Source organism: Stutzerimonas kunmingensis, from assembly GCF_032106285.1.
GTDB classification, from domain to species: Bacteria; Pseudomonadota; Gammaproteobacteria; order Pseudomonadales; family Pseudomonadaceae; genus Stutzerimonas; species Stutzerimonas kunmingensis_B.
This window is the reverse complement of the sequence record NZ_DAMCPO010000004.1, coordinates 172,355-191,912: the sequence shown is the minus strand read 5'-3', so window position 1 is coordinate 191,912 and position 19,558 is coordinate 172,355. Positions and strand designations below refer to the sequence as shown.

Here is a 19,558-nt window from a genome sequence, read left to right as displayed (position 1 = left end):
TTGGCAGCAGGGCGCAGGCCCGATTAGATCGGCAGGAGCGGCTTAAGCCGGACCTGGCGGCCCGAAGATCATCTGCACGATCCAGACGATGAAACCGTAACCACTGACCAGCGCGACGCTGAGGATGGGAAACAGGAAGACGATCAGGAATATGAAGAGGCGGGTTTCGTCCCGCTTGATCGAGGTATCCGCGGGGCGGGTGTCATTCGGCGTTACTGTCATTGTTCTACTCCGACTGGCATATAGGGAGTCTAGTCACAGACCAGCATAGGGCAATATTCGTTTCGGTTCTTTGCGGTGGCTTGGGGTTAGGCCGATCAGCGGACCGCTTTTCTGTCCGGCAAGCGGCAGAGCGAGCAGCCGTGCTAGCCTGCGCGGCTTTTTCTCAGGTCAGCGCATGAGACGAGGGCGCCGATGATCGCCGAACACGCACACCTATCAAGAGGCACGCCAGCCTACCGGCGCGCCACGTTTGCACTCTTCTGCGCTGGCTTCGCCACGTTCGCATTGCTGTATTGCATTCAGCCGTTGCTGCCCATGCTCGCCGCGCATTTCTCCGTATCGGCTGCCAGCAGCAGTCTGGCGTTGTCGCTGACGACGCTGTCGCTCGCCGTCTGTCTGCTGATCTCGGGTGCGCTTGCCGAAAGCTGGGGACGCAAGCCGGTGATGGCCGCGGCGCTCGGTCTGGCCAGCCTGCTCGGGCTGGCCAGCGTACTGGTCGATTCCTGGCAACTATTGCTGGCGCTGCGCGCGCTACTCGGGCTGGCACTCAGTGGATTGCCGGCACTGGCGATGGCTTACGTCGGCGAGGAGTTCGAGCCCGAGTCGCTGCCTGCCGCAATGGGCCTGTATATCGGCGGCACGGCGCTGGGTGGGATGCTCGGGCGTCTGCTTTCCGGCCTGCTGAGTGACCTGGGTGGCTGGCAGCTGGCGCTCGGTGGCATTGCCTCGCTGGGACTGCTGGCGTTGGTGGCGTTCGTCTGGCTGTTGCCGCCATCGCGACATTTCACGGCGCAACCGCTCTCGCTGCGCATTCTGCTGACGAACTTCCGGCTGCATCTGGGCAATCCGGTGCTACGTGGACTGTTCCTGCAGGGCTTTCTGCTGATGGGCGGCTTCGTCGCGCTGTTCAACTACATTGGCTTCCGCCTGGCAGGCGAGCCGTTCGGCTTGTCCTCGACGCTCATCGGCCTGCTGTTCGTCGTCTATCTCGGCGGGATTTTCAGCGCCGGCTGGGCCGGGCGTCTGGTGCCGCGCTTCGGTGCGCGGCAGGTGCTGCGCGGTGGGGTCGCTCTGATGCTGATTGGTGTGGGGCTATGCGCGACGTCGTGGCTGGTCAGCATCGTGCTCGGTCTCGGGTTGTTCACCCTCGGCTTCTTTGCCGCGCATGCCGTGGCCAGCGGGCAGGTCGGCAGCCATGCCAAGGGTGCTCGAGCGCAGGCATCGGCGCTGTACCTGTGTGCCTACTATCTGGGATCGAGTGTGGTTGGCTATGGCGCCGGTTATGTCTGGGATCTCGCGGGCTGGTTGCCGTTGATGGCTTTGCTGGCGGCGTTGTTCGTCATTGCCGGTTGGCGGGCGAGGGCGCTCTAGCAGGCGCTGGCGTCATTCGATGCGTTGCTCGCCGCTGAAGGCAAGGGTGGTCTTGCAGCGACGGCAGTAATAACGGCGCCCCTTCGCCACCAGCGCATGGCGTTGGGGCGTGAAAGCGAAATCCTGATCCACGCAGCTGCAGCGATAGACATAACGGGTAACGGACCGGCGACGAATCGCATAGGTGTGGCAGCGATCCGGCGGCAGCTCGTACACGCCACGCATGATCAGCTGCCATTCCTCGCCGTGAGGCTGAATCCGTGAGCCAAACATCTGAAGGGCGATCAGGTGCGCGACCTCATGGGCGACGGTCTGGCGCAGAAAGTGCTCGGTGTTTTCCCTATATAGCTGCTCATTGAACCGCAGGAGATTTTCCTGCAAATGCGCTACACCAGCTTTCTGCCCGCGCAGCTTGAGGCTTATCTGGGGGCGGGTGAAGCGTCGCTTGAAAAACTGCTCGGCCAGCTCGTAACAGGCTTCGACACGGGCATTGAGGCGCTCGGGCATTGGGGTACTCCTGCAAGCGCCGCATTATGCCAAACCGTTTCTGGCCAAACAGCTTCGTTGTCACTCGTTCGGGCGTTCGTTGAGGCGCCGTTCGTTGTCGATGCCGCCCCGTTCTTCCTGCGGGCGGTTCTCCTCGAAGCCATAGCTCTGGTTCTGTGGGGTATCGCGCTCGTAGGTTGGGTCGAGTGCGAGCATCCAGAACAGGATCATCGGCACCTTCAGGTTCACCAGCACCAGCAGGCCGACGCCCCAGGTGCAGGCGCCGTAAAGGAAGGTGTTGCGGTTATCGATGCGCATGAACGTCGGCAGGCCGACGAACAGCAGATAGGTCGAGTATGCCCCGGCCGCCACCAGAACCAGGATGGCCAGCCAGCGCGACGGGTAGAGCGCACCCAGTCCGGCCAGGAAGAAAGGTGTAATGACATAGGCGATGAAGCCCACGCATTGATTGAAAGTCGGGCGTGCATCGAAGGAGCGCGACATCCAGCGCAGGAAGAACCCCATGATGAAGTTGCCGGCGACGATGGTGATGTAGATCAGCGCGCTGAGCTGGAAGGCACTGCGGGTATCGAGCCAGATCCGTTCGGCTTCGACCAGGCTCCAACCCACATAGCGCGTGCCGATGAACATGCAAACCGCTGGCAGCAATGCCCAGAGCAGCAGATGGACAAGGTAGTTGGAGCTGTTCTTTTCTTCGTCGCGGCGAATGTCCGCCCACGCCCGATCCGGGCGGGTGAGCAATGTTACAAAGTGCGGGATCATACCGAGTCTCCGTCTGCCTTGAGGGCCGCTCAGGAATGCTGTTGCAGCGGCGTTATCGCTTTAGAACGGCAGATGCGGTGAGGGTTTCCCTTATCGGTCCAGACGATTCGTCGCGGGATGATGCGGGCATACGAAAAGGCCGCCCACAGGCGGCCTTTTGAGGTGAGGATTGGGTTAACGGACGTAGACCGGGCCGATGCCCATGCCCCAGGTTATGACCGACAGCGCAATGATCGCCACCAGTACCACCAGGCCGACCGCAAGCACCGAACTGGAGAACATGAATCCTTCGTCTTCGTGGATGTTCATGAACTTGGGCAGCCCCACGTAGAGCAGATAGGCCGTGTAGCAGACTGCCGCGGTCCCCACCAGCATGCCGAGCCAGAGGTGCGGATAGAGACCCGCCAGCCCGCCAATGAACAGCGGCGTTGCGGTATAGGCGGCGAAAACGATGCATTGGGTAAGGGTTGGGGTAGCGTCGTAGGTACGTGCCATCCAGTGAATGAAACCGCCCATCACGGCGACGCCGGCCAGCATGGCGAAGTAGGAAAGTATCGCCAGCTGCATGCAACTGGCCTGGGTCAGCTTGACCGGCTCTCCACCGCCGATGCTCCAGCCCACCTGGGTCGCGCCGATGTAGGCCGATACCGCCGGTATCGCGGCGAGCAGCAGCACATGCGTGAGGTACATGTGGCTGACGGTTTCTTCCTCGCCGCGGATTTCGTTCCACTCCTGACCGGGGTGGGTGAACAAACCCCAAACGTGATTGATCATGCCAGCGTCTCCTCAGTTTATGGAGGTCGCCTCGCCTGGCGGTCGTCATCGAGGACGGCGCGTGCGACCTTACGTCGCAGTATAGAAATGCCGATCGGCAATGCATCAGCGGGGTTAGAGCGTTTCGAAGCTATGTCGTCAGCGGTAATAGCGCTCGAGTATTTCCATCGCCAGATTGATTGACTGCAGGCGCTGCGTGCTGCCACCTCGATCCGGATGGTGCAGGCCGACCAGCTGACGGTAGCGGCGCTTGATCAGCTCCAGCGTGAGCGGCTGCGCGGAGCGATCCAGTTCGAACAGTTCGAGAGCGGCACGCTTCTCGTCGCTGCCCTGCATGCGCGTCCAGAAGCTCGCCAGAAGGCGTTCGACATCGTCTTCGTCGGTATCCCGCAGGTTGGAGAGATCCAGGTAATACGCGCGCAGGGCGTCCTGCTCGGCGAGGCCGGCGTTGGCGCCGGCATATGGCAGCAACTGAACGTGCAAGGGGCTGATCTGCAGATGGCCGCTGCCCTCGGCCCAGAGTCGGTCGCGCAGCAGATAAAGCGCGTTGAACACCAGAAAATGCGTACGGAACAGCACCAGCTTGTCGGTCAGCGGCAGGTTGGGCACATGCGTGCTGTGCCGGCGCTTGAGCTGTTGAATCAGCTCGTACTCGCTGCAGCCTTCGGGTTTTTCCTGCAGCAGTACGAGCAGGTGGTCTGGCAGATCCAGTGCGGGGGAGAGGTCGTCCATCGGGCGAGACTAGCACAGCACTGCGGGTGTTCATTCAGTGCTGGTTCACATCGGAGCAGGCGGCGAACGGGCTGCGGTCAGGCTTGCTTTGCGCGTAAAATGCGCGCCTTTCGCATCTCACCCGGACACCTGACATGGGCAACCTCTCGGTCAACCAGAACAAACTGCAGAAGCGCCTGCGCCGCCTGGCCGGCGAGGCCGTCACCGACTTCAACATGATCGAGGACGGCGACAAGGTCATGGTCTGCCTGTCCGGCGGCAAGGACAGCTACACCATGCTCGATGTGCTGCTCTATCTGCAGAAGGTCGCGCCGATCAAGTTCGAGATCGTTGCCGTGAACATGGACCAGAAGCAGCCCGGCTTTCCCGAGCATGTCCTTCCCGAGTACCTGAAGTCCATCGGCGTGGAGTACCACATCATCGAGAAGGACACCTACTCGGTGGTGAAGGAGAAGATTCCGGAAGGCAAGACCACCTGCTCGCTGTGCTCACGTCTGCGCCGCGGCACGCTGTACACCTTCGCCGACGAGATCGGCGCGACCAAGATGGCGCTCGGGCATCATCGCGACGACATCCTGGAAACGTTCTTCCTCAACATGTTCTATGGCGGCACGCTGAAGGCCATGCCGCCCAAGCTGCTCTCCGACGATGGACGCAACGTGGTGATTCGCCCGCTGGCCTACTGCAACGAGGCGGACATCGAGGCGTACTCGAAGATGAAGGAGTTTCCGATCATCCCGTGCAACCTCTGTGGCTCGCAGGAGAACCTGCAGCGTCAGGTGGTCAAGGAAATGCTGCAGGAGTGGGAGCGCAAGTCGCCAGGGCGCACCGAAATCATGTTCCGCGCGCTGCAGAACGTGGTGCCTTCGCAGCTGGCCGACCGCAACCTGTTCGATTTCAAGAGCCTGCGTATCGATGACAGCGCCACGCCGCGCTTCGTCGATGTGATGAGCCTGTAGGTCGCGCTCGCGGTTTCCGCAGGGCGGGCTTGCTCAGTCCGCCATCGTCATCCACCGCATCGCCTCGGCGGAAGCCCACCCAACGAGCTTTTTCGCCATGCGGGTTGAAAGCAGCATGTCTGGCGGAGTATGGTTCGGCCATCTTCTGGAGATCAGCATGTCCCTGAACCCTGTAGCCCTCAACGTTGTCGATGCCTGTGCCATTCGCACTGTGGTCGTTCGTGGGCAGCAGGTTGCCGCCGCTGGTTATTACTTTGGGTATTGGTTTAGCCACAGGCGCGCCTGATACCCCACAGGCGCCCTAGCAAGCAGGGTCGCCACCAGAGCAGTTTTTGAACCCCCGGTCGGCCACCCGACCGGGGGTTTTGTTTTTTCGGCCACTCGATGGCCCAACGCAACGAGGAGCACGCTATGACCACTTACCGCACCGACCGTTATTACCGCTACGACTGGCGATTTAGCCGCTTCGACACCGAACACAAAGCTCGCGAACGAACACCCGACTAGCGCCGCCGCGGACCACCCGCGCCGGCAGAAGGAACCGCCAGATCATGAATGCATCCGCCACCGTACTTGCTCAACAACCCGTCGCCACCGCTGAAGCCAGCGTCGCCCGCCGCAGCGCGCAGCCGCTGCCCAGCCCCGCGGTATTGCGCCAGCGTCTGCCCTTGAACGACGCCCTTGCCTCACGCATCCATAACGACCGCAACGCCATCCGCGCCGTGCTCGACAGTCGTGATCCGCGCCTGCTGGTCGTCGTCGGGCCCTGTTCCCTGCATGATCCTGTCGCCGCGCTCGAGTACGCCGAGCGTCTCAGCGCGCTTGCGCCTGACGTCAGCGATCAGCTGCTGCTGGTGATGCGCGCCTATGTGGAAAAACCGCGTACCACCGTCGGCTGGAAAGGCCTGGTCTACGATCCGCATCTGGACGGCAGTGGCAACATGGCCGAAGGGCTGCACCTGTCACGCCGCCTGATGCTGGATATTCTCGAAACTGGTCTGCCGATCGCCACCGAACTGCTGCAGCCGCTGGCTGCGGGGTACTTCGACGATCTGCTCGGCTGGGCCGCGATCGGTGCACGCACCAGCGAGTCGCAGATTCATCGCGAGCTGGTCAGCGGGCTGGACCTGCCGGTGGGCTTCAAGAATGGCACCGATGGCAGTCTGGGCATCGCCTGCGACGCCATGCGTTCAGCGGAACATCCACATCAGCACTTCGGCATCGACGATCTCGGCCATCCCGCCCTGCTGCTGACACGCGGCAACCCTGATACCCACCTTGTCCTTCGCGGCGGCCACGGCGCGCCCAACTACGATGCCGCCAGCGTCGCTGCTGCACGCATCGCGCTCGAGCAGCAGGGTATCGCCCCGCGCATCATGGTCGATTGCAGTCACGCCAACAGCGGCAAGAACCCACTGCGCCAGCCCGCGGTGCTGGAGTCGGTGATCGAGCAGCGCCTGGCCGGCGACATGAGCCTGCGTGGCGTAATGCTGGAGAGCCACCTGTTCGATGGCTGCCAGCCGCTCTCCGGTGAATTGCGCTACGGCGTGTCGATCACCGACGGCTGCCTGGGTTGGACGGCGACCGAGGAGATGCTGCGTCAGGCGGCGCAGCGGCTGCGCGGCTGATGCCGGGAGCCCGCTGCACGTCTGAGCCGGCTCGCACGCAGAACGACGTTCTGCTCGTAGGGTGGACAACGCGAAGCTTGTCCACCGTCTGCGCGCCTGGTGTCAGGGCAATGGGACGCGTACCAAGCGGTGTCACCCGGTTTGCGCCGGCTTCACAGTGGAAGCGGGCTTGCCCGCGAATATTCGTTCAGACCAGCCTGCGCGAACGCCACCTGACCGCTGCCGCCCAGCTGCGTTGATGGCGGCGGACTTGCGAGGCCGGCTCGTCACCGGCACCCTGTGCCGCTGCCGTCACCATCGGATCTGAACCATGCAAGACTACAAATGGCTGCACGAATACTGCCTCAACCGCTTCGGCTCGGCCGCGGCGCTGGAGGCCCGCCTGCCGCAGCCCCACAGCGCCGACCAACTGCGCAGCGTTTCGGATGACCGCTACCTCTCGCTGATCAGTCTGCGCATCTTCCGCGCCGGCCTCAAGCACAGCTTGGTGGATGCCAAGTGGCCGGCCTTCGAGCAGGCGTTCTTCGGTTTCGACCCGGAGAAAGTCGTGCTGATGGGCGGCGAGCACATCGAGCGACTGATGCAGGACACCCGACTGATCCGTCATCTCGGCAAGCTCAAGAGCGTGCCACGCAACGCGCAGTTCGTGCTCGACGTGGCCAAGGAAAGGGGCAGCTTCGGCAACCTGCTGGCCGATTGGCCGAGCAGCGACATCGTCGGCCTGTGGCGCTACCTGACCAGGCACGGCAGCCAGCTCGGTGGCCTGTCGGCGCCGCGCCTGTTGCGCATGGCCGGCAAGGACACCTTCGTCCCCAGCAATGACGTAGTAGCCGCGCTCAAGGCGCAGGAAATCGTCGACAAGGTGCCGAGCAGCCAGCGTGACCAGGCTGCGGTGCAGGCTGCGTTCAATCAGTGGCAGAGCGAGAGTGGCCGTCCGCTGTGTCAGCTCTCGGCGATGCTGGCGTTCACCGTCAACCACTGAGGCCGCTGCGACGGTTTGGCGCAGGGTCGTCCAGAGGCGTGCGGTGTAAAGTCGAAACATGACCATCGTCAAAGACAAGCGTGCGCAGATCGTATGGGTGCTCTTCACCTGCATCCTGCTCAATGCATTTGTCTGCAGTCTGAACCACGCCACCCATGTGGGCTTCGGGCTGGCCATGGGGCAGGACGCGTTCTGCGTCACCGGCGATGATGGCGGCGTAGGCCTCGGCGCGCTTCCCTCCGATTTACATGACCTGTCGCAGCATGCCCTCGACTGCCCGCTGTGCAGTTCGGTTTTCCTCGCCATCTTCGCACTGTTCGCCTTGGCCTGGCTGGGGCGGCGCACGACAGGCGCGACTCCGCTACCGCCGATTGAGCGTCATGGCCCGCGCCACCACTGGCCGGCACTGAATCCGCGCGCGCCCTGAGATTTCCTGATTGACGTGATTCGCCGTCCTTCCGCCCGGTAGCAGCGGACGAGACGGCTACCTGTCGGAGCCTTCCGACGGCCCAGTCGATTCAGGGGATTTCACCATGACCATGATGGAACGATTCACCCGCGCCGATAGCCGCGTGAGCTATCGGCTGCCTTTTCCCGACTACCCCAGCAACGCCCGCAGCTTCGTGCATCTGGATGCCAAGTTGCTGCCGTACTGGCATGCGCTGTTCGATGTCTGCCCGCGGCTGCTCAAGCTTGACCCGCCAGAGGGACTGGAGATCTTTCGTCAGTTCATGACCTGGGCCTATGGCTGCCAGCTGGCGCTGGACTGGACCTTCCACCTCGGCGTCTGTCGCTGGTTGCTGGCCTCCGACTACCGCGAGCTGGTCGAGCCGGAGCATATCGAGGCCATGATGCTCGCCGCCGCAGCGCGTTGGGTCGCCAGCGATGACAGCCCGGCAATCGGCATCGTGCTCGGCTGGCGAGGCGACAGCGAGCATGTATTCGACTGGAAGCCACGGGTGCGCCAGGGCGGCCGCCCGCTCGCCGCCGAGGCAGAGGAGCTGCCGCCGGCGCCCTGGGACTTCGCCTGGAGCCCGCTCTCGAGCACGGCCGGCAATGGATTTCGCCGCTGGCTGCGTGTGCCATGACTGCGACAGGGCGCCGCAGCGTGGCGATCGCGTCGCGCCTGACCCGGCGTCGCTCGCCGGTGTCACTGCTTGTTTGGAGCGCAGCGCCGCTCTGGCACAGATTGCCGCGAGTGGGTGGGGCAGGCTGTCGCAGTTGTCCGCTTGCAGGGTGCGCCGGACACTTTGTCTGCCTCGAACCAGAGCAGCTTCCACGGGTGGTTCGGGGCGCCGCGATTGAGTCCAGGCGTCGCGCCCGGATGTCGGCCCTCACCCCAAGGGGGCCTTCAATCGCAACATGCTGTCGGAGCGCCTGGCGCTCGGGCGGTCACGCAAGGAGGTAGGCATGTTCAAGTCATCGCTCAGGCGAGACGTCGTGCTGGTAGTGCTGGCCAAGGTCGCGATCCTCATGATCATAAAAAACGTCTGGTTCGATGCCCCCAGCATTCCCGAGAACGGTTCGGTGCGCGTTGCCGACCATTTGCTTGATTCGCGGGGTTTGATCCCCGAGGGAGGGCCGAGATGATCTCGGAAAGCGTTGTCGATCTATCACGCCTGCAGTTCGCCATGACGGCGATGTATCACTTTCTCTTCGTGCCGTTGACCCTGGGGCTGGCGTTCCTGCTGGCGATCATGGAATCGGTCTACGTGATGACCGGCAAGCAGGTCTATCAGGACATGACCAAGTTCTGGGGCAAGCTGTTCGGCATCAACTTCGCCCTGGGCGTCACCACCGGACTGACCATGGAATTCCAGTTCGGTACCAACTGGGCCTACTACAGCCACTACGTCGGCGACATCTTCGGCGCGCCGCTGGCCATCGAGGGGTTGATGGCGTTCTTCCTCGAGTCCACCTTCATCGGCCTGTTCTTCTTCGGCTGGGACCGGCTCTCCAAGGTGCAGCACCTGGCGGTGACCTGGCTGGTGGCGCTGGGCTCGAATCTCTCGGCGCTCTGGATCCTCATCGCTAATGGCTGGATGCAGAACCCGGTGGGCTCTGAGTTCAACTTCGAGACCATGCGCATGGAGCTGGTGGACTTCGGAGCGCTGCTGTTCAACCCGGTGGCGCAGGTCAAGTTCGTCCACACCGTGTCCGCGGGTTATGTCACCGGGGCGATTTTCGTGCTGGCGATTTCTTCCTTCTATCTATTGAAGAAGCGCGACCTGGGCTTTGCCCGCCGTTCGTTCGCCATCGCCGCGGTGTTCGGCCTGGCGTCGACGATCTCGGTGATCATTCTTGGCGACGAATCCGGCTACGAGATTGGTGACGTGCAGAAGGTCAAGCTGGCGGCCATCGAGGCCGAGTGGGACACCCATCCGGCGCCGGCCGGCTTCACCCTGTTCGGCCTGCCGAATCAGCAGGAGATGCGCACCGATTACGAAGTGAAGATCCCCTACGCACTTGGACTGATCGCCACGCGCTCGCTGGATGAGGAGATCAAGGGCATCAAGCAGCTGGTCGCCGAGCATGAGCTGCGCATCCGCAACGGCATGCTCGCTTACGAGCGGCTGCAGGTGCTGCGTAGCGGCGACAAGTCGGCCGAAGCCATCGCCGCGTTCAATGAGGTCAAGCAGGACTTGGGCTACGGGCTGCTGCTGAAGAAGTACACCGCCGATGTGGTGGATGCCAGCGAGGAGCAGGTCAAGCTCGCCGCGCTGGACACCATACCCAACGTGTTCAGCCTGTTCTGGACCTTTCGCGTGATGGTCGCCGCCGGCTTTCTGATGTTGCTGCTGTTTGCCCTGGCGAGCTGGGCATCGATCAAGCGCAATGCCGAGACCAAGCCCTGGCTGCTGAAGTTTGCGCTGTTCAGCCTGCCGCTGCCGTGGATCGCCGCGCAGACCGGCTGGTACGTCGCCGAGCATGGCCGTCAGCCATGGTCGATCGCCGAGGTACTGCCGACCCATCTGTCCACCTCGACGCTGGCGGCCGGCGATATCTGGGGCTCGCTGATCGCCCTGGTGGCCTTCTACAGCCTGCTGCTGGTGATCGAGATGTTCCTGATGATCCGCTTCGCACGGCTTGGGCCGAGCAGTCTGCACACCGGTCGTTATCACTTCGAACGGGACGTACGTGAAGCACGGGTGGCGTCGGCGCAGCCGAGCGGCCTGTCTTCCCAACCTGGCAGCGTCTGAGGGAGATACGAGATGTTCGATTACGAAGTGCTCAAGCTCATCTGGTGGGTGCTGATCGGCGTGCTGCTGATCGGCTTCGCCTTGACCGATGGCTTCGACATGGGCGCCATGGCACTGATGCCCTTCGTCGGCAAGACCGACAACGAGCGACGCGTGGCGATCAACACGATCGCGCCACACTGGGATGGCAACCAGGTGTGGTTCATCACCGCCGGTGGTGCGCTGTTCGCTGCCTGGCCGATGGTCTATGCGGTGGCATTTTCCGGCCTGTACTGGGCGATGCTGCTGGTCCTGTTCGCGCTGTTCTGCCGCCCGGTGGGCTTCGACTATCGCAGCAAGGTGGAAGACCCGCGCTGGCGCAGCGCCTGGGACTGGGCGCTGTTCGTCGGCGGCGCGGTGCCGGCGCTGGTGTTCGGCGTGGCCTTCGGCAACCTGTTCCTCGGCCTGCCGTTCCAGCTGGACGAGCTGATGCGCTCGACCTACCAGGGCTCGTTCTTCGCGCTGCTCAACCCGTTCGCGCTGCTCTGCGGCATCGTCAGCCTGAGCATGCTCAGCGCCCACGGTGGCGCCTGGCTGATGCTGCGCACCGACGGCGCGCTGGCTGAGCGCTCGCGGCAGGCCACGCGCCTGTGCGTGCTGGTGTTCCTGTTCGGCTTCGTCGCGGCGGGTGTCTGGCTGGCGCTGGGCATTCAGGGCTTCAGCCAGCTGTCGGTCAGCGATCCGGGCGCCGCGCTCAATCCGCTGCTGGACAAGCAGGTGGCCCAGGACAATGTCGGCTGGTTGGCCAACTACGGCCTCTATCCGGTCACCTTGATCGCGCCGGCCGCGGGCGTCCTCGGGGCGTTGCTGGCGCTGCTCGGTTCCAGTCGCAACAGCGGCGGGGTGAGCTTCGTCGGAACCAGTCTGATGATCGTCGGCAGCATCTGTACCGCGGGCTTTGCGCTGTTTCCCTTCGTCTTCCCGTCGAGCCTCGATCCGGCCTCGAGCCTGACCATCTGGGATGCGGTCTCAAGTCAGAAGACGCTGGGCATCATGTTCGTTGTGGCCTGCATCTTCGTGCCGCTGATCCTCTGCTACACGCTGTGGAGCTACGGGCGCATGTGGGGCCGGCTCACCCAGAAAACCATCGAAGCCAACCCCCACGGGCTGTACTGACCGCGCGGGCGGGCCGCCGCGCCCGCCCGCCAAGGAGAGACGACTATGTGGTACTTCACCTGGATTCTCGGCGTGCTGCTGGCCAGCAGCTTCGGCATCATCAATGCGCTGTGGCTGGAAGCCACTCAGGACCTGGACGCCGAGCCGTGAGCAGTCGCGCGCAGGGGCGCTGCTACGGCGCGTTCGGTCGCGTACTTTCTTTAGTGCTGGCCGCGCCGCTGGCGCTGGTCCTGCTGATCCATCCGGCGGCGATGCTGGACGGGCAGGGAGGCTACAGTCACCCGCAGCTGATGCTGGTGATGTGGGGTATTTCCGCCGGCTTCGTGCATGGCGTCGGCTTCGTGCCGCAATGGTGGGGCTGGCGCTGGCTGCTCGGCCCGCTGCCGGCCTGGCTGTTGTGTGCTTTGGGCTACGCGGTGCTTTTTCAGGCCCTGCTGGGCTGAGCGGGGGCGAATGCCTTTGCAGTCAGGCGCGGGGATTCGTAGGCTGATAGCCGTGGTCGCGACGCGGCCATCGGTTCCCCGCACGATCGGGGGAGTGCCACCGAAACGGGTTCGCGACTTTCATGGATATCGACAAGGCCGCCCAGGCGCTGAGCGGCGCCGAACGTATTCTGATCATCACCGGGGCCGGGCTGTCGGCCGACTCCGGGTTGCCCACCTACCGTGGCCTCGGCGGCCTCTATAACGGCGAAACCGAAGACGGCCTGCCGATCGAGATGGCGCTATCCGGGCCGACGCTGCGGCGTGATCCGGCGTTGTGCTGGAAGTACCTGGCCGAAATCGGGCGGGCCTGCCTGCAGGCCGAACCCAATGCCGGCCACTTCGCCGTCGCCGAGCTGCAGCGGCGCAAACCCGGCACCTGGGTGCTCACGCAGAATATCGATGGCTTCCACCGCCGAGCCGGCAGTCCGCCCGATCGCTTGATCGAGATTCACGGTCAGCTGGCGCCGCTGTCGTGCATGGGCTGCGGCAAGGTCGACGGACGTCCGCTGCCTTCGCTGCTGGATCAGCCATTGCCGCCGCGCTGCCTGACTTGCGACGGGGTGTTGCGTCCTGCCGTGGTGCTGTTCGAGGAGATGCTGCCGGAATCCGCACTGACTGCATTGCAGCAACAGGTGCAGCTCGGCTTCGACGCCGTGCTGGTGGTTGGAACCACGGCGAGCTTCGGCTACATCCTCGAGCCGGTATGGCGGGTGCGTCAGGCCGGCGGCTCGGTCGTCGAGGTGAACCTGCAAGCCACCGAAATCAGTCCGCTGGCGGACGTACTTCTGCAAGGGAGGGCCGCAGACGTTTTGTCGCAGCTGGTTCGTCACATTTCGTCCGATTGAATTTGATCATCGAAGCAATAGCGGGCATAGTCGCCGGCACTTTGAAATCACCGACACGGCTGTGCCCATGCGCCAACGCTTCGCACCCCTCGTGCCTCTCGCACTCATCGCCCTGCTGACCGCCTGCGCCGGCCAGCCTGTACAGACCGAGCAGCAAGCCGACGCGCCTCGTCTGTCGCAACACCATCCCCTGGCCGGATTCGACTTCGACGCGCTCGAAAAGAGCGAAGAGCAGTCGCTGGCAGAGCTTACCGATGAGCACGACTACCAGCTGCCGCAGCTGGCTGACAGCATTCTCGAGCGCGGCTTCACCCTGGTCGGCACCCCGTATCGCTACGGTGGCAGCTCGGTGAAGAGCGGTTTCGACTGCAGCGGCTTCGTCGGCTTCCTGTTCCGCAAGGAGGCAGGTCTCGAGCTGCCGCGCTCCACTCGCGAGCTGATCAACCTCGACGCACCGGTGGTCAAGCGCAACGAGCTGGAACCCGGTGACGTGGTGTTCTTCAACAACCGTGGCCGTGGCCGGGTCAGCCATGCCGGCATCTACATCGGCGATGACCAGTTCATCCACGCTTCCAGCAGCCGCAGCGGTGGCGTGCGCGTCGACAGCCTGGATGACCGTTACTGGCGCGCCAGTTACATGGAAGCAAAACGCGTGCTGGCCCTGGCGTCCGATCTGGCTTCGCACACGTCCCAGCACTGATCCCGCGACCTGCGGGGGTTGCGTCTTCCCGCACATGCCGGCAGAGTGATGGCTCATTTGCCTGGACCGCTCTGCCATGCACTATCCGGCTCGTCTCACGCTCGTTGTTCTGACTGTGCTGCTGACCGCCTGTGCCGGAAAGGCACCCACGCCGCCTGTCGTGCAGACACCCAGGGTCCACCAACAGCCCGTGCCTGGCGCCGCTGAAGACGTGCTGTTCAGTGCGATTGGTCTGGTCGGCACGCCTTATCGCTGGGGCGGCAACACGCCGGATAGCGGTTTCGACTGCAGTGGCCTGATCGGCTACGTCTACCACGGCGCAACCGGCATCCAGCTCCCTCGCACCACTCAGGCCATGAGCAATCTGCGCGGCCCCTCCGTACGGCGCGACGCATTGCAGCCCGGTGATCTGGTGTTCTTCGCTACCAGCGGTGGGCGCCGGGTCAGCCACGCGGGCATCTACGTTGGCGAAGACCGCTTCGTTCACGCGCCATCTTCTGGCGGCACGGTACGCCTGGACAGTCTTACCGCCGGCTACTGGCAGAAGAGTTATCTGGGCGCCAAGCGCGTGCTCGACCAGGAGCAACTGGCCCGCAATCACTGAGCGTCATCCGCATAGAACCCCCGTCGTAGACGTCCTGTCTTTAGTCGTACTCACATGCTGAAACATTCTCCGTTTGACATGCGGTGATTTCGCTCGCCTGGCGCTTTGGCTACCATGCGCATCCCCAATTCCTCCCCGTGCGTCGTTCGGTCGCGCACAGCCCCTTTTTCCCCACTTCCATTAGGTGAGATATGCCTGAATTGCTGACGTACGTGCTGATTGCACTGGCGGTCGCGGCGCTGCTTGGCGTCGTGCTCGAAGAAATTACCCACGTGAACAAGGCCAAGGTGACGCTGTTCTTCGGCACCCTGGCCTGGCTGCTCTTGTTCATCTTCACACCGGTGGGCGAGGCGCGCGAAACCGTGCTGGAAAGCCTCAACGAGAACATCGCCGAGATCGCCGGGCTGTGGATCTTCCTGGTGGCGGCCATGACCTTCGTTGCCTACCTGAACAAGAAGGGCATGATCGAGAACCTGATCTATCTGGTGTTGCCCAAGCGGATCAGCGAGCGGGCCTTGCTGTTTCTCACAGCGACCTTCTGCTTCGTGTTCTCGTCGCTCGCCGACAACATCACCGCGACGCTGGTCTCCATCACCCTGATTCTCTCGCTGCAGCTGGATCGGGCGAAGACCATCAAGTTCGCTACCTTGGTGGTTTTCTCCGTTAACTCCGGTGGGGTCGCGCTGATTACCGGCGACGTCACCACGCTGATGATCTTCCTCGCTGGCAAGGTGGCGATCCTCCAGCTGCTGGCACTGGCCGTGCCGGCATTCGTCGCGGTGATGGTGCTGGCCGCCATGCTGTCGATCGGCATGAAGGGCGAGGTGGTGGTGCAGGGCCAGCGCAACGATGTGCGCGGTGTCGACGTGGCGATTGCACTGATCTTCCTGTGCACCATCCTCAGCACCATTGTCGGCAACTTCCTGTTCCAGATCCCGCCGGTGCTGACCTTCCTCGCCGGCCTCTCGGTGATGTTCCTGGTTGCGCGCTTCTTCAGCGACGACAACGACTCCGACCCGATTCTCGAATACGTGCGCCAGGTGGAGTTCGAGACGCTGTTCTTCTTCCTCGGCATCCTCCTGCTGGTAGGCATGCTCAAGGAGATTCGCGTGCTCGACGGGCTGGTGCATATCTATGACCAGGTGCCGGCAGTGATGGCCAACTACCTGATGGGCGTGATGTCGGCGGCCATCGACAACGTGCCGCTGACCGCAGCGCTGTTGAAATCCGGGCTGGAAATGGGTGTCGCCGAATGGATGGTGCTGACCTATGCGGTCGGTGTTGGCGGCTCGCTGCTGGTGATTGGTTCGGCGTCGGGCATCGTCGCCATGAGCAAGGTGCCGGGGCTGACCTTCGGCAGCTACCTGCGCTACATGCTCTACCTGTTCATCGCCTTCAACATCGGCTTCGCCGGTGTCTATCTGGTCGGCCTGTCGGTGGGCTGACCGCGGTTCGCGTGCGAGCGCGGGTCACCAGCTCAGGTTGAAGTGCGAACCCAGCACGAAGCGACCGTCGAGCAGGTCCCAGCGCTCGACGCAGACCTTCTTCTGTTCGCCGGGGTGCAGCTTCAGCCGGTTGAAGGAGTTTGGCGAGGTGCCACGCAGGCGGGTCGAGAGCGTGGTGCCGGCCTGCACCATCCAGATCTCCCGCGCGAGACCGCTGTACTGCTTGGACAACGGTAGCACGTAGGGCAGGTGGATGTGCCCGCCCATGACCAGATCCAGCCCGTGCTCGGCCCAGCGCTGCAGCGCGGGTTCGGCGCCGTGCTGCAGGTTGCTCAGATCGCTTGGCACCATCGCGCCGAATGGCTGGTGGGCGACCACGATGCGAATCTTGTGCGGGTTGCCATCGGCCAGCCGCTGCGCCACCCGCTCCACTTGTCGCCCCGTCACCACGCCGTCCTTGTGCCGGCGCGGATGGGTGGTATTGAGCCCGATCACCAGCATGTCGTCGTTCTCGAATACCGGCTCCAGCTCATCGCCGAAGTGTCGCCGGTAGTTGCCGTACGGCGTGAACAGGCGGGCGAAGAGGTTGTACAGCGGGATGTCGTGATTGCCCGGAATCACCAGCGTCTCGCCGACGCCATCGGCCTGCACGCGACGCACGAAGGCGGCAGCACTGGCGAATTGCCCGCGACGGGCGCGTTGGGTGATGTCACCGGAGAACACCAGCAGGTCGGCTCGGTGTTCGCGTACATGGTCCTCCAGGGCCTGGACCACGGAAGGTTGTTCGGTACCGAAATGGGTGTCGGAAATCTGCACGATGCTGGTCATGGGCGTCGGATATGGGTCCTGGCTGATTGCTGGCATTGTTGCATTCGAAGCCTTTTGCCGTCCGCCGTTCCGAGCGCCGAGATGCAAGCGGAAATTGCAGGGCGCTGCGACAACCCCGCGGTTGCGCCAAGCCCGGCCTTGGACTAACCTCCGCGTCGCCTCAGGTGCCCCCTCTTCAGCGAGGGGGTGAAACAGGGAAGCCGGTCCATTCTCACGAAGATTCCGGCGCTGCCCCCGCAACGGTAGGCGAGTCGAGAAACCCTAATAGCCACTGTGCTCAACGCATGGGAAGGCGCGGTTTCGGGACGCCGCAAGGCGTACGCTCGCAAGCCCGGAGACCGGCCTGTCGCATTTCACTGACAGTGCGGCGGGCGCTGGGCGGGTGCATATCCCTCGCGGTATTCACTTCCTTTTGCGGTTCCTCCGTCTGTCTTCGTCGACTTTCAGTCGTGCGGGTGGGCACGACGGAGACCTGTACCTTGACTTGCAAGCCCCGTTTCAAGCCAGCGGCCTATGTGCTGCTCGGCAGTTATCCCCTTTCCATTGGCCAGCTGGCCGCAGCCCCGCTGGATCTCCAGCAACAGGTGGTGACCGCCACCCGCACCGCGCAGACGGCTCAGCAGAGCCTGGCCGCGGTGACCGTGATCGACCGCGAGCGGATCGAACGCAGCCAGGCCAGTTCGCTGCCCGAGCTGCTCAAGCAGGTGCCTGGCGTATCGCTGGCCAACAACGGCGGGCCCGGCAAGTCCACCTCGCTGTTTATGCGCGGCACCGAATCCGATCACGTGCTGGTGATGATCGACGGCATCAAGATCGGCTCGGTCTCGGGCGGCGGCGCGGCCCTGCAGGATCTGCCGCTGGAGCTGATCGAGCGCATCGAGGTGGTCCGCGGTCCGCGCTCCAGCCTGTACGGCTCGGAGGCCATCGGCGGGGTGATCCAGATCTTCACCCGCAAGGGCCAGGGGCAGGGCGTCAAGCCGTTCTTCTCCGCCGGTTACGGCACCCATGACAGCTACACGGGCAGCGCCGGCGTTTCCGGTGGTGACGGTCGTGGCTGGTACAGCCTGGGCGTCAGCGGCTCGGACACCGACGGCATCAACGTCAAGTCGACGGGCACCAGCGGCTATGAGGACGATGCCGATGGGTATCGCAACCTGTCCGCCACGCTTGCCGCCGGATACCGCTTCGACAACGGCCTGGAGCTGGACGCCAACCTGCTGCAGGCCAGATCCCATAACGACTACGACCAGGTTTCCTACAGCAAGAAACTCAAACGCAATATTGGCTTCGGCGCCAATGCCGATGGTGAGTCGAGGGTCTTCGGCACCCGTGCGCGCTTCAGTCCGCTGGAACCCTGGCTGGTGACGCTGCAGGCCGGGCGCAGCGAAGACAAATCCGATGCCTATCAGGACGGGCAGTTCTATTCACGCTTCGACAGCCGTCGCGACACGCTCAGCTGGCAGAACGATATTGAGCTGACTGCGGGGCATACGCTGATTCTGGGTGCCGATCACCAGCGCGACGAGGTCAACGGCACTACGCCGTATGCCGAGGATTCCCGGGACAACGACGGCTATTTCGCTCAGTACCTGGGCGAGGTCGGCCGCCATGACTGGCAGCTGTCGCTGCGACGTGACGATAACGAGCAGTTCGGCCAGCACGACACCGGCAACATCGGCTACGGCTATGCGCTGACCGACTGGTTGCGCGGCACCATCAGCTATGGCACGGCATTCAAGGCGCCGACCTTCAACGAGCTGTATTTCCCCGACTACGGCAATCCCGAGCTGGATGCGGAAACCTCCGAGAGCCTCGAAGTCGGCCTTGCCGGGCAGCATGGCTGGGGCCACTGGGCGGTGAATGCCTATCGCACCGTGGTCGATGACCTCATCGCCTATGACGCCAGTATTTCCGCGCCGGCCAACGTGCAGGAAGCGCGTATCCGCGGGGTCGAGCTGGTGCTCGGCAGCCAATTGTTCGGTTGGGACTGGAACGCCAACTACAGCCTGCTGGAGCCGGAGAACCGCTCCGCCGGGGCCAACCGCGGCAACGAGCTGGCGCGCCGGGCCAAGCAGCTATTCAACCTTGACCTCGACCGCCGGCTCGGTGCCTTCAGCATTGGCGCCAGCCTGCACGCCGAAGGGCAGCGTTACGACGACCTGGCCAACACCCGCGAGCTGTCCGGCTACGCCACCCTCGACCTGCGTGGCGAGTACCGCATCACCCCGGAGTGGCGCCTGCAGGCGCGCGTCGCCAACCTGCTGGACGCCGACTACGAAACCGCCGAGGGCTACAACCAGCCCGGCCAGACCGCTTACCTGAGCGTGCGCTACCAGGCGCTGTAAGACTGCGGCGCGGG

General features: G+C 63.6%; 22 protein-coding genes and 1 riboswitch. Of the genes, 16 read left to right on the top strand and 6 right to left on the bottom strand.

What is annotated here, in order from left to right:
* Positions 1-42: 42 nt before the first annotated feature.
* Entirely contained in the window at positions 43-222 is a 180-nt protein-coding gene (napE, locus tag RT582_RS05210) for a periplasmic nitrate reductase, NapE protein (protein ID WP_014819702.1), read from the bottom strand.
* A 192-nt stretch (positions 223-414) separates the two neighbouring features.
* Between napE and RT582_RS05205 the strand changes: the two genes are divergently transcribed.
* Positions 415-1,593: an MFS transporter gene (locus RT582_RS05205; RefSeq protein WP_313476826.1), complete on the top strand. Its 1,179-nt coding sequence runs from the start codon at positions 415-417 to the stop codon at positions 1,591-1,593.
* Positions 1,594-1,605: 12 nt separating this feature from the next.
* On the opposite strand, the gene RT582_RS05200 is transcribed toward RT582_RS05205, so the two are convergent.
* From RT582_RS05200 to RT582_RS05185, 4 genes are all read right to left on the bottom strand, one after another.
* The gene (locus RT582_RS05200; protein ID WP_023443858.1) at positions 1,606-2,100 is read right to left on the bottom strand and encodes a SprT family zinc-dependent metalloprotease; all 495 of its coding nucleotides are present in this window, start codon (positions 2,098-2,100) and stop codon (positions 1,606-1,608) included.
* Between the two features lie 60 nt (positions 2,101-2,160).
* The gene (locus RT582_RS05195) at positions 2,161-2,862 is read right to left on the bottom strand and encodes a Yip1 family protein (protein WP_313476823.1); all 702 of its coding nucleotides are present in this window, start codon (positions 2,860-2,862) and stop codon (positions 2,161-2,163) included.
* Between the two features lie 174 nt (positions 2,863-3,036).
* Positions 3,037-3,636 carry a Yip1 family protein gene (locus tag RT582_RS05190; RefSeq protein WP_023443856.1) on the bottom strand — a complete coding sequence of 200 codons (600 nt, stop codon included), beginning with the start codon at positions 3,634-3,636 and terminating at the stop codon, positions 3,037-3,039.
* A 138-nt stretch (positions 3,637-3,774) separates the two neighbouring features.
* Entirely contained in the window at positions 3,775-4,368 is a 594-nt protein-coding gene (locus tag RT582_RS05185) for a DNA-J related domain-containing protein (protein ID WP_044314973.1), read from the bottom strand.
* A gap of 134 nt (positions 4,369-4,502) precedes the next feature.
* Here RT582_RS05185 and ttcA point away from each other — a divergent pair, with 134 nt between their 5' ends.
* The 14 genes from ttcA to nhaD all read left to right on the top strand — a co-directional run bounded on the left by ttcA (position 4,503) and on the right by nhaD (position 16,371).
* Complete coding sequence (gene ttcA, locus RT582_RS05180) at positions 4,503-5,327, top strand: tRNA 2-thiocytidine(32) synthetase TtcA (protein ID WP_015277775.1); 825 nt, start codon at positions 4,503-4,505, stop codon at positions 5,325-5,327.
* A gap of 551 nt (positions 5,328-5,878) precedes the next feature.
* Positions 5,879-6,955: a 3-deoxy-7-phosphoheptulonate synthase gene (locus RT582_RS05175; protein ID WP_313476821.1), complete on the top strand. Its 1,077-nt coding sequence runs from the start codon at positions 5,879-5,881 to the stop codon at positions 6,953-6,955.
* Positions 6,956-7,265: 310 nt separating this feature from the next.
* The gene (locus tag RT582_RS05170) at positions 7,266-7,937 is read left to right on the top strand and encodes a DNA-3-methyladenine glycosylase I (RefSeq protein ID WP_125877366.1); all 672 of its coding nucleotides are present in this window, start codon (positions 7,266-7,268) and stop codon (positions 7,935-7,937) included.
* Between the two features lie 58 nt (positions 7,938-7,995).
* Entirely contained in the window at positions 7,996-8,364 is a 369-nt protein-coding gene (locus tag RT582_RS05165) for a DUF2946 domain-containing protein (RefSeq protein WP_125877367.1), read from the top strand.
* A gap of 106 nt (positions 8,365-8,470) precedes the next feature.
* Entirely contained in the window at positions 8,471-9,025 is a 555-nt protein-coding gene (locus RT582_RS05160; protein ID WP_014819712.1) for a putative natural product biosynthesis protein, read from the top strand.
* A gap of 322 nt (positions 9,026-9,347) precedes the next feature.
* Positions 9,348-9,527: a cytochrome oxidase putative small subunit CydP gene (cydP, locus tag RT582_RS05155; RefSeq protein ID WP_044314967.1), complete on the top strand. Its 180-nt coding sequence runs from the start codon at positions 9,348-9,350 to the stop codon at positions 9,525-9,527.
* Entirely contained in the window at positions 9,524-11,137 is a 1,614-nt protein-coding gene (locus tag RT582_RS05150; RefSeq protein ID WP_221102987.1) for a cytochrome ubiquinol oxidase subunit I, read from the top strand. The genes cydP and RT582_RS05150 overlap by 4 nt, the downstream gene beginning before the upstream one ends.
* A gap of 12 nt (positions 11,138-11,149) precedes the next feature.
* Positions 11,150-12,292 carry a cytochrome d ubiquinol oxidase subunit II gene (cydB, locus tag RT582_RS05145; RefSeq protein ID WP_313476819.1) on the top strand — a complete coding sequence of 381 codons (1,143 nt, stop codon included), beginning with the start codon at positions 11,150-11,152 and terminating at the stop codon, positions 12,290-12,292.
* 45 nt (positions 12,293-12,337) lie between these two features.
* Positions 12,338-12,442, top strand: a complete 105-nt coding sequence (gene cydX, locus RT582_RS05140; RefSeq protein WP_003297956.1) for a cytochrome bd-I oxidase subunit CydX — start codon at positions 12,338-12,340, stop codon at positions 12,440-12,442.
* A complete protein-coding gene (locus RT582_RS05135; protein ID WP_090519099.1) occupies positions 12,439-12,735 on the top strand; it encodes a cyd operon YbgE family protein in 297 nt (98 codons plus the stop codon). The genes cydX and RT582_RS05135 overlap by 4 nt, the downstream gene beginning before the upstream one ends.
* 122 nt (positions 12,736-12,857) lie before the next feature.
* Entirely contained in the window at positions 12,858-13,622 is a 765-nt protein-coding gene (locus RT582_RS05130) for an NAD-dependent deacylase (RefSeq protein ID WP_312145881.1), read from the top strand.
* Positions 13,623-13,689: 67 nt separating this feature from the next.
* On the top strand, positions 13,690-14,322 hold the full coding sequence (locus RT582_RS05125; RefSeq protein ID WP_104098571.1) for a C40 family peptidase: 633 nt from the start codon (positions 13,690-13,692) through the stop codon (positions 14,320-14,322).
* Positions 14,323-14,398: 76 nt separating this feature from the next.
* Positions 14,399-14,926, top strand: a complete 528-nt coding sequence (locus tag RT582_RS05120; RefSeq protein WP_104098572.1) for a C40 family peptidase — start codon at positions 14,399-14,401, stop codon at positions 14,924-14,926.
* Between the two features lie 191 nt (positions 14,927-15,117).
* A complete protein-coding gene (gene nhaD, locus RT582_RS05115; protein ID WP_003297950.1) occupies positions 15,118-16,371 on the top strand; it encodes a sodium:proton antiporter NhaD in 1,254 nt (417 codons plus the stop codon).
* A 24-nt stretch (positions 16,372-16,395) separates the two neighbouring features.
* On the opposite strand, the gene RT582_RS05110 is transcribed toward nhaD, so the two are convergent.
* A complete protein-coding gene (locus tag RT582_RS05110; protein WP_003297948.1) occupies positions 16,396-17,199 on the bottom strand; it encodes a metallophosphoesterase family protein in 804 nt (267 codons plus the stop codon).
* Between the two features lie 145 nt (positions 17,200-17,344).
* A riboswitch (cobalamin riboswitch) is annotated at positions 17,345-17,560 on the top strand.
* Positions 17,561-17,678: 118 nt separating this feature from the next.
* Between RT582_RS05110 and btuB the strand changes: the two genes are divergently transcribed.
* Complete coding sequence (btuB, locus tag RT582_RS05105; protein ID WP_313476816.1) at positions 17,679-19,544, top strand: TonB-dependent vitamin B12 receptor; 1,866 nt, start codon at positions 17,679-17,681, stop codon at positions 19,542-19,544.
* Positions 19,545-19,558 lie beyond the last annotated feature (14 nt).

Coding starts and splice junctions, on each gene's coding strand:
- napE (WP_014819702.1), bottom strand. CDS start 222: ATGACAGTAACGCCGAATGACACCCGCCCCGCGGATACCTCGATCAAG.
- RT582_RS05205 (WP_313476826.1), top strand. CDS start 415: ATGATCGCCGAACACGCACACCTATCAAGAGGCACGCCAGCCTACCGG.
- RT582_RS05200 (WP_023443858.1), bottom strand. CDS start 2,100: ATGCCCGAGCGCCTCAATGCCCGTGTCGAAGCCTGTTACGAGCTGGCC.
- RT582_RS05195 (WP_313476823.1), bottom strand. CDS start 2,862: ATGATCCCGCACTTTGTAACATTGCTCACCCGCCCGGATCGGGCGTGG.
- RT582_RS05190 (WP_023443856.1), bottom strand. CDS start 3,636: ATGATCAATCACGTTTGGGGTTTGTTCACCCACCCCGGTCAGGAGTGG.
- RT582_RS05185 (WP_044314973.1), bottom strand. CDS start 4,368: ATGGACGACCTCTCCCCCGCACTGGATCTGCCAGACCACCTGCTCGTA.
- ttcA (WP_015277775.1), top strand. CDS start 4,503: ATGGGCAACCTCTCGGTCAACCAGAACAAACTGCAGAAGCGCCTGCGC.
- RT582_RS05175 (WP_313476821.1), top strand. CDS start 5,879: ATGAATGCATCCGCCACCGTACTTGCTCAACAACCCGTCGCCACCGCT.
- RT582_RS05170 (WP_125877366.1), top strand. CDS start 7,266: ATGCAAGACTACAAATGGCTGCACGAATACTGCCTCAACCGCTTCGGC.
- RT582_RS05165 (WP_125877367.1), top strand. CDS start 7,996: ATGACCATCGTCAAAGACAAGCGTGCGCAGATCGTATGGGTGCTCTTC.
- RT582_RS05160 (WP_014819712.1), top strand. CDS start 8,471: ATGACCATGATGGAACGATTCACCCGCGCCGATAGCCGCGTGAGCTAT.
- cydP (WP_044314967.1), top strand. CDS start 9,348: ATGTTCAAGTCATCGCTCAGGCGAGACGTCGTGCTGGTAGTGCTGGCC.
- RT582_RS05150 (WP_221102987.1), top strand. CDS start 9,524: ATGATCTCGGAAAGCGTTGTCGATCTATCACGCCTGCAGTTCGCCATG.
- cydB (WP_313476819.1), top strand. CDS start 11,150: ATGTTCGATTACGAAGTGCTCAAGCTCATCTGGTGGGTGCTGATCGGC.
- cydX (WP_003297956.1), top strand. CDS start 12,338: ATGTGGTACTTCACCTGGATTCTCGGCGTGCTGCTGGCCAGCAGCTTC.
- RT582_RS05130 (WP_312145881.1), top strand. CDS start 12,858: ATGGATATCGACAAGGCCGCCCAGGCGCTGAGCGGCGCCGAACGTATT.
- RT582_RS05125 (WP_104098571.1), top strand. CDS start 13,690: ATGCGCCAACGCTTCGCACCCCTCGTGCCTCTCGCACTCATCGCCCTG.
- RT582_RS05120 (WP_104098572.1), top strand. CDS start 14,399: ATGCACTATCCGGCTCGTCTCACGCTCGTTGTTCTGACTGTGCTGCTG.
- nhaD (WP_003297950.1), top strand. CDS start 15,118: ATGCCTGAATTGCTGACGTACGTGCTGATTGCACTGGCGGTCGCGGCG.
- RT582_RS05110 (WP_003297948.1), bottom strand. CDS start 17,199: ATGACCAGCATCGTGCAGATTTCCGACACCCATTTCGGTACCGAACAA.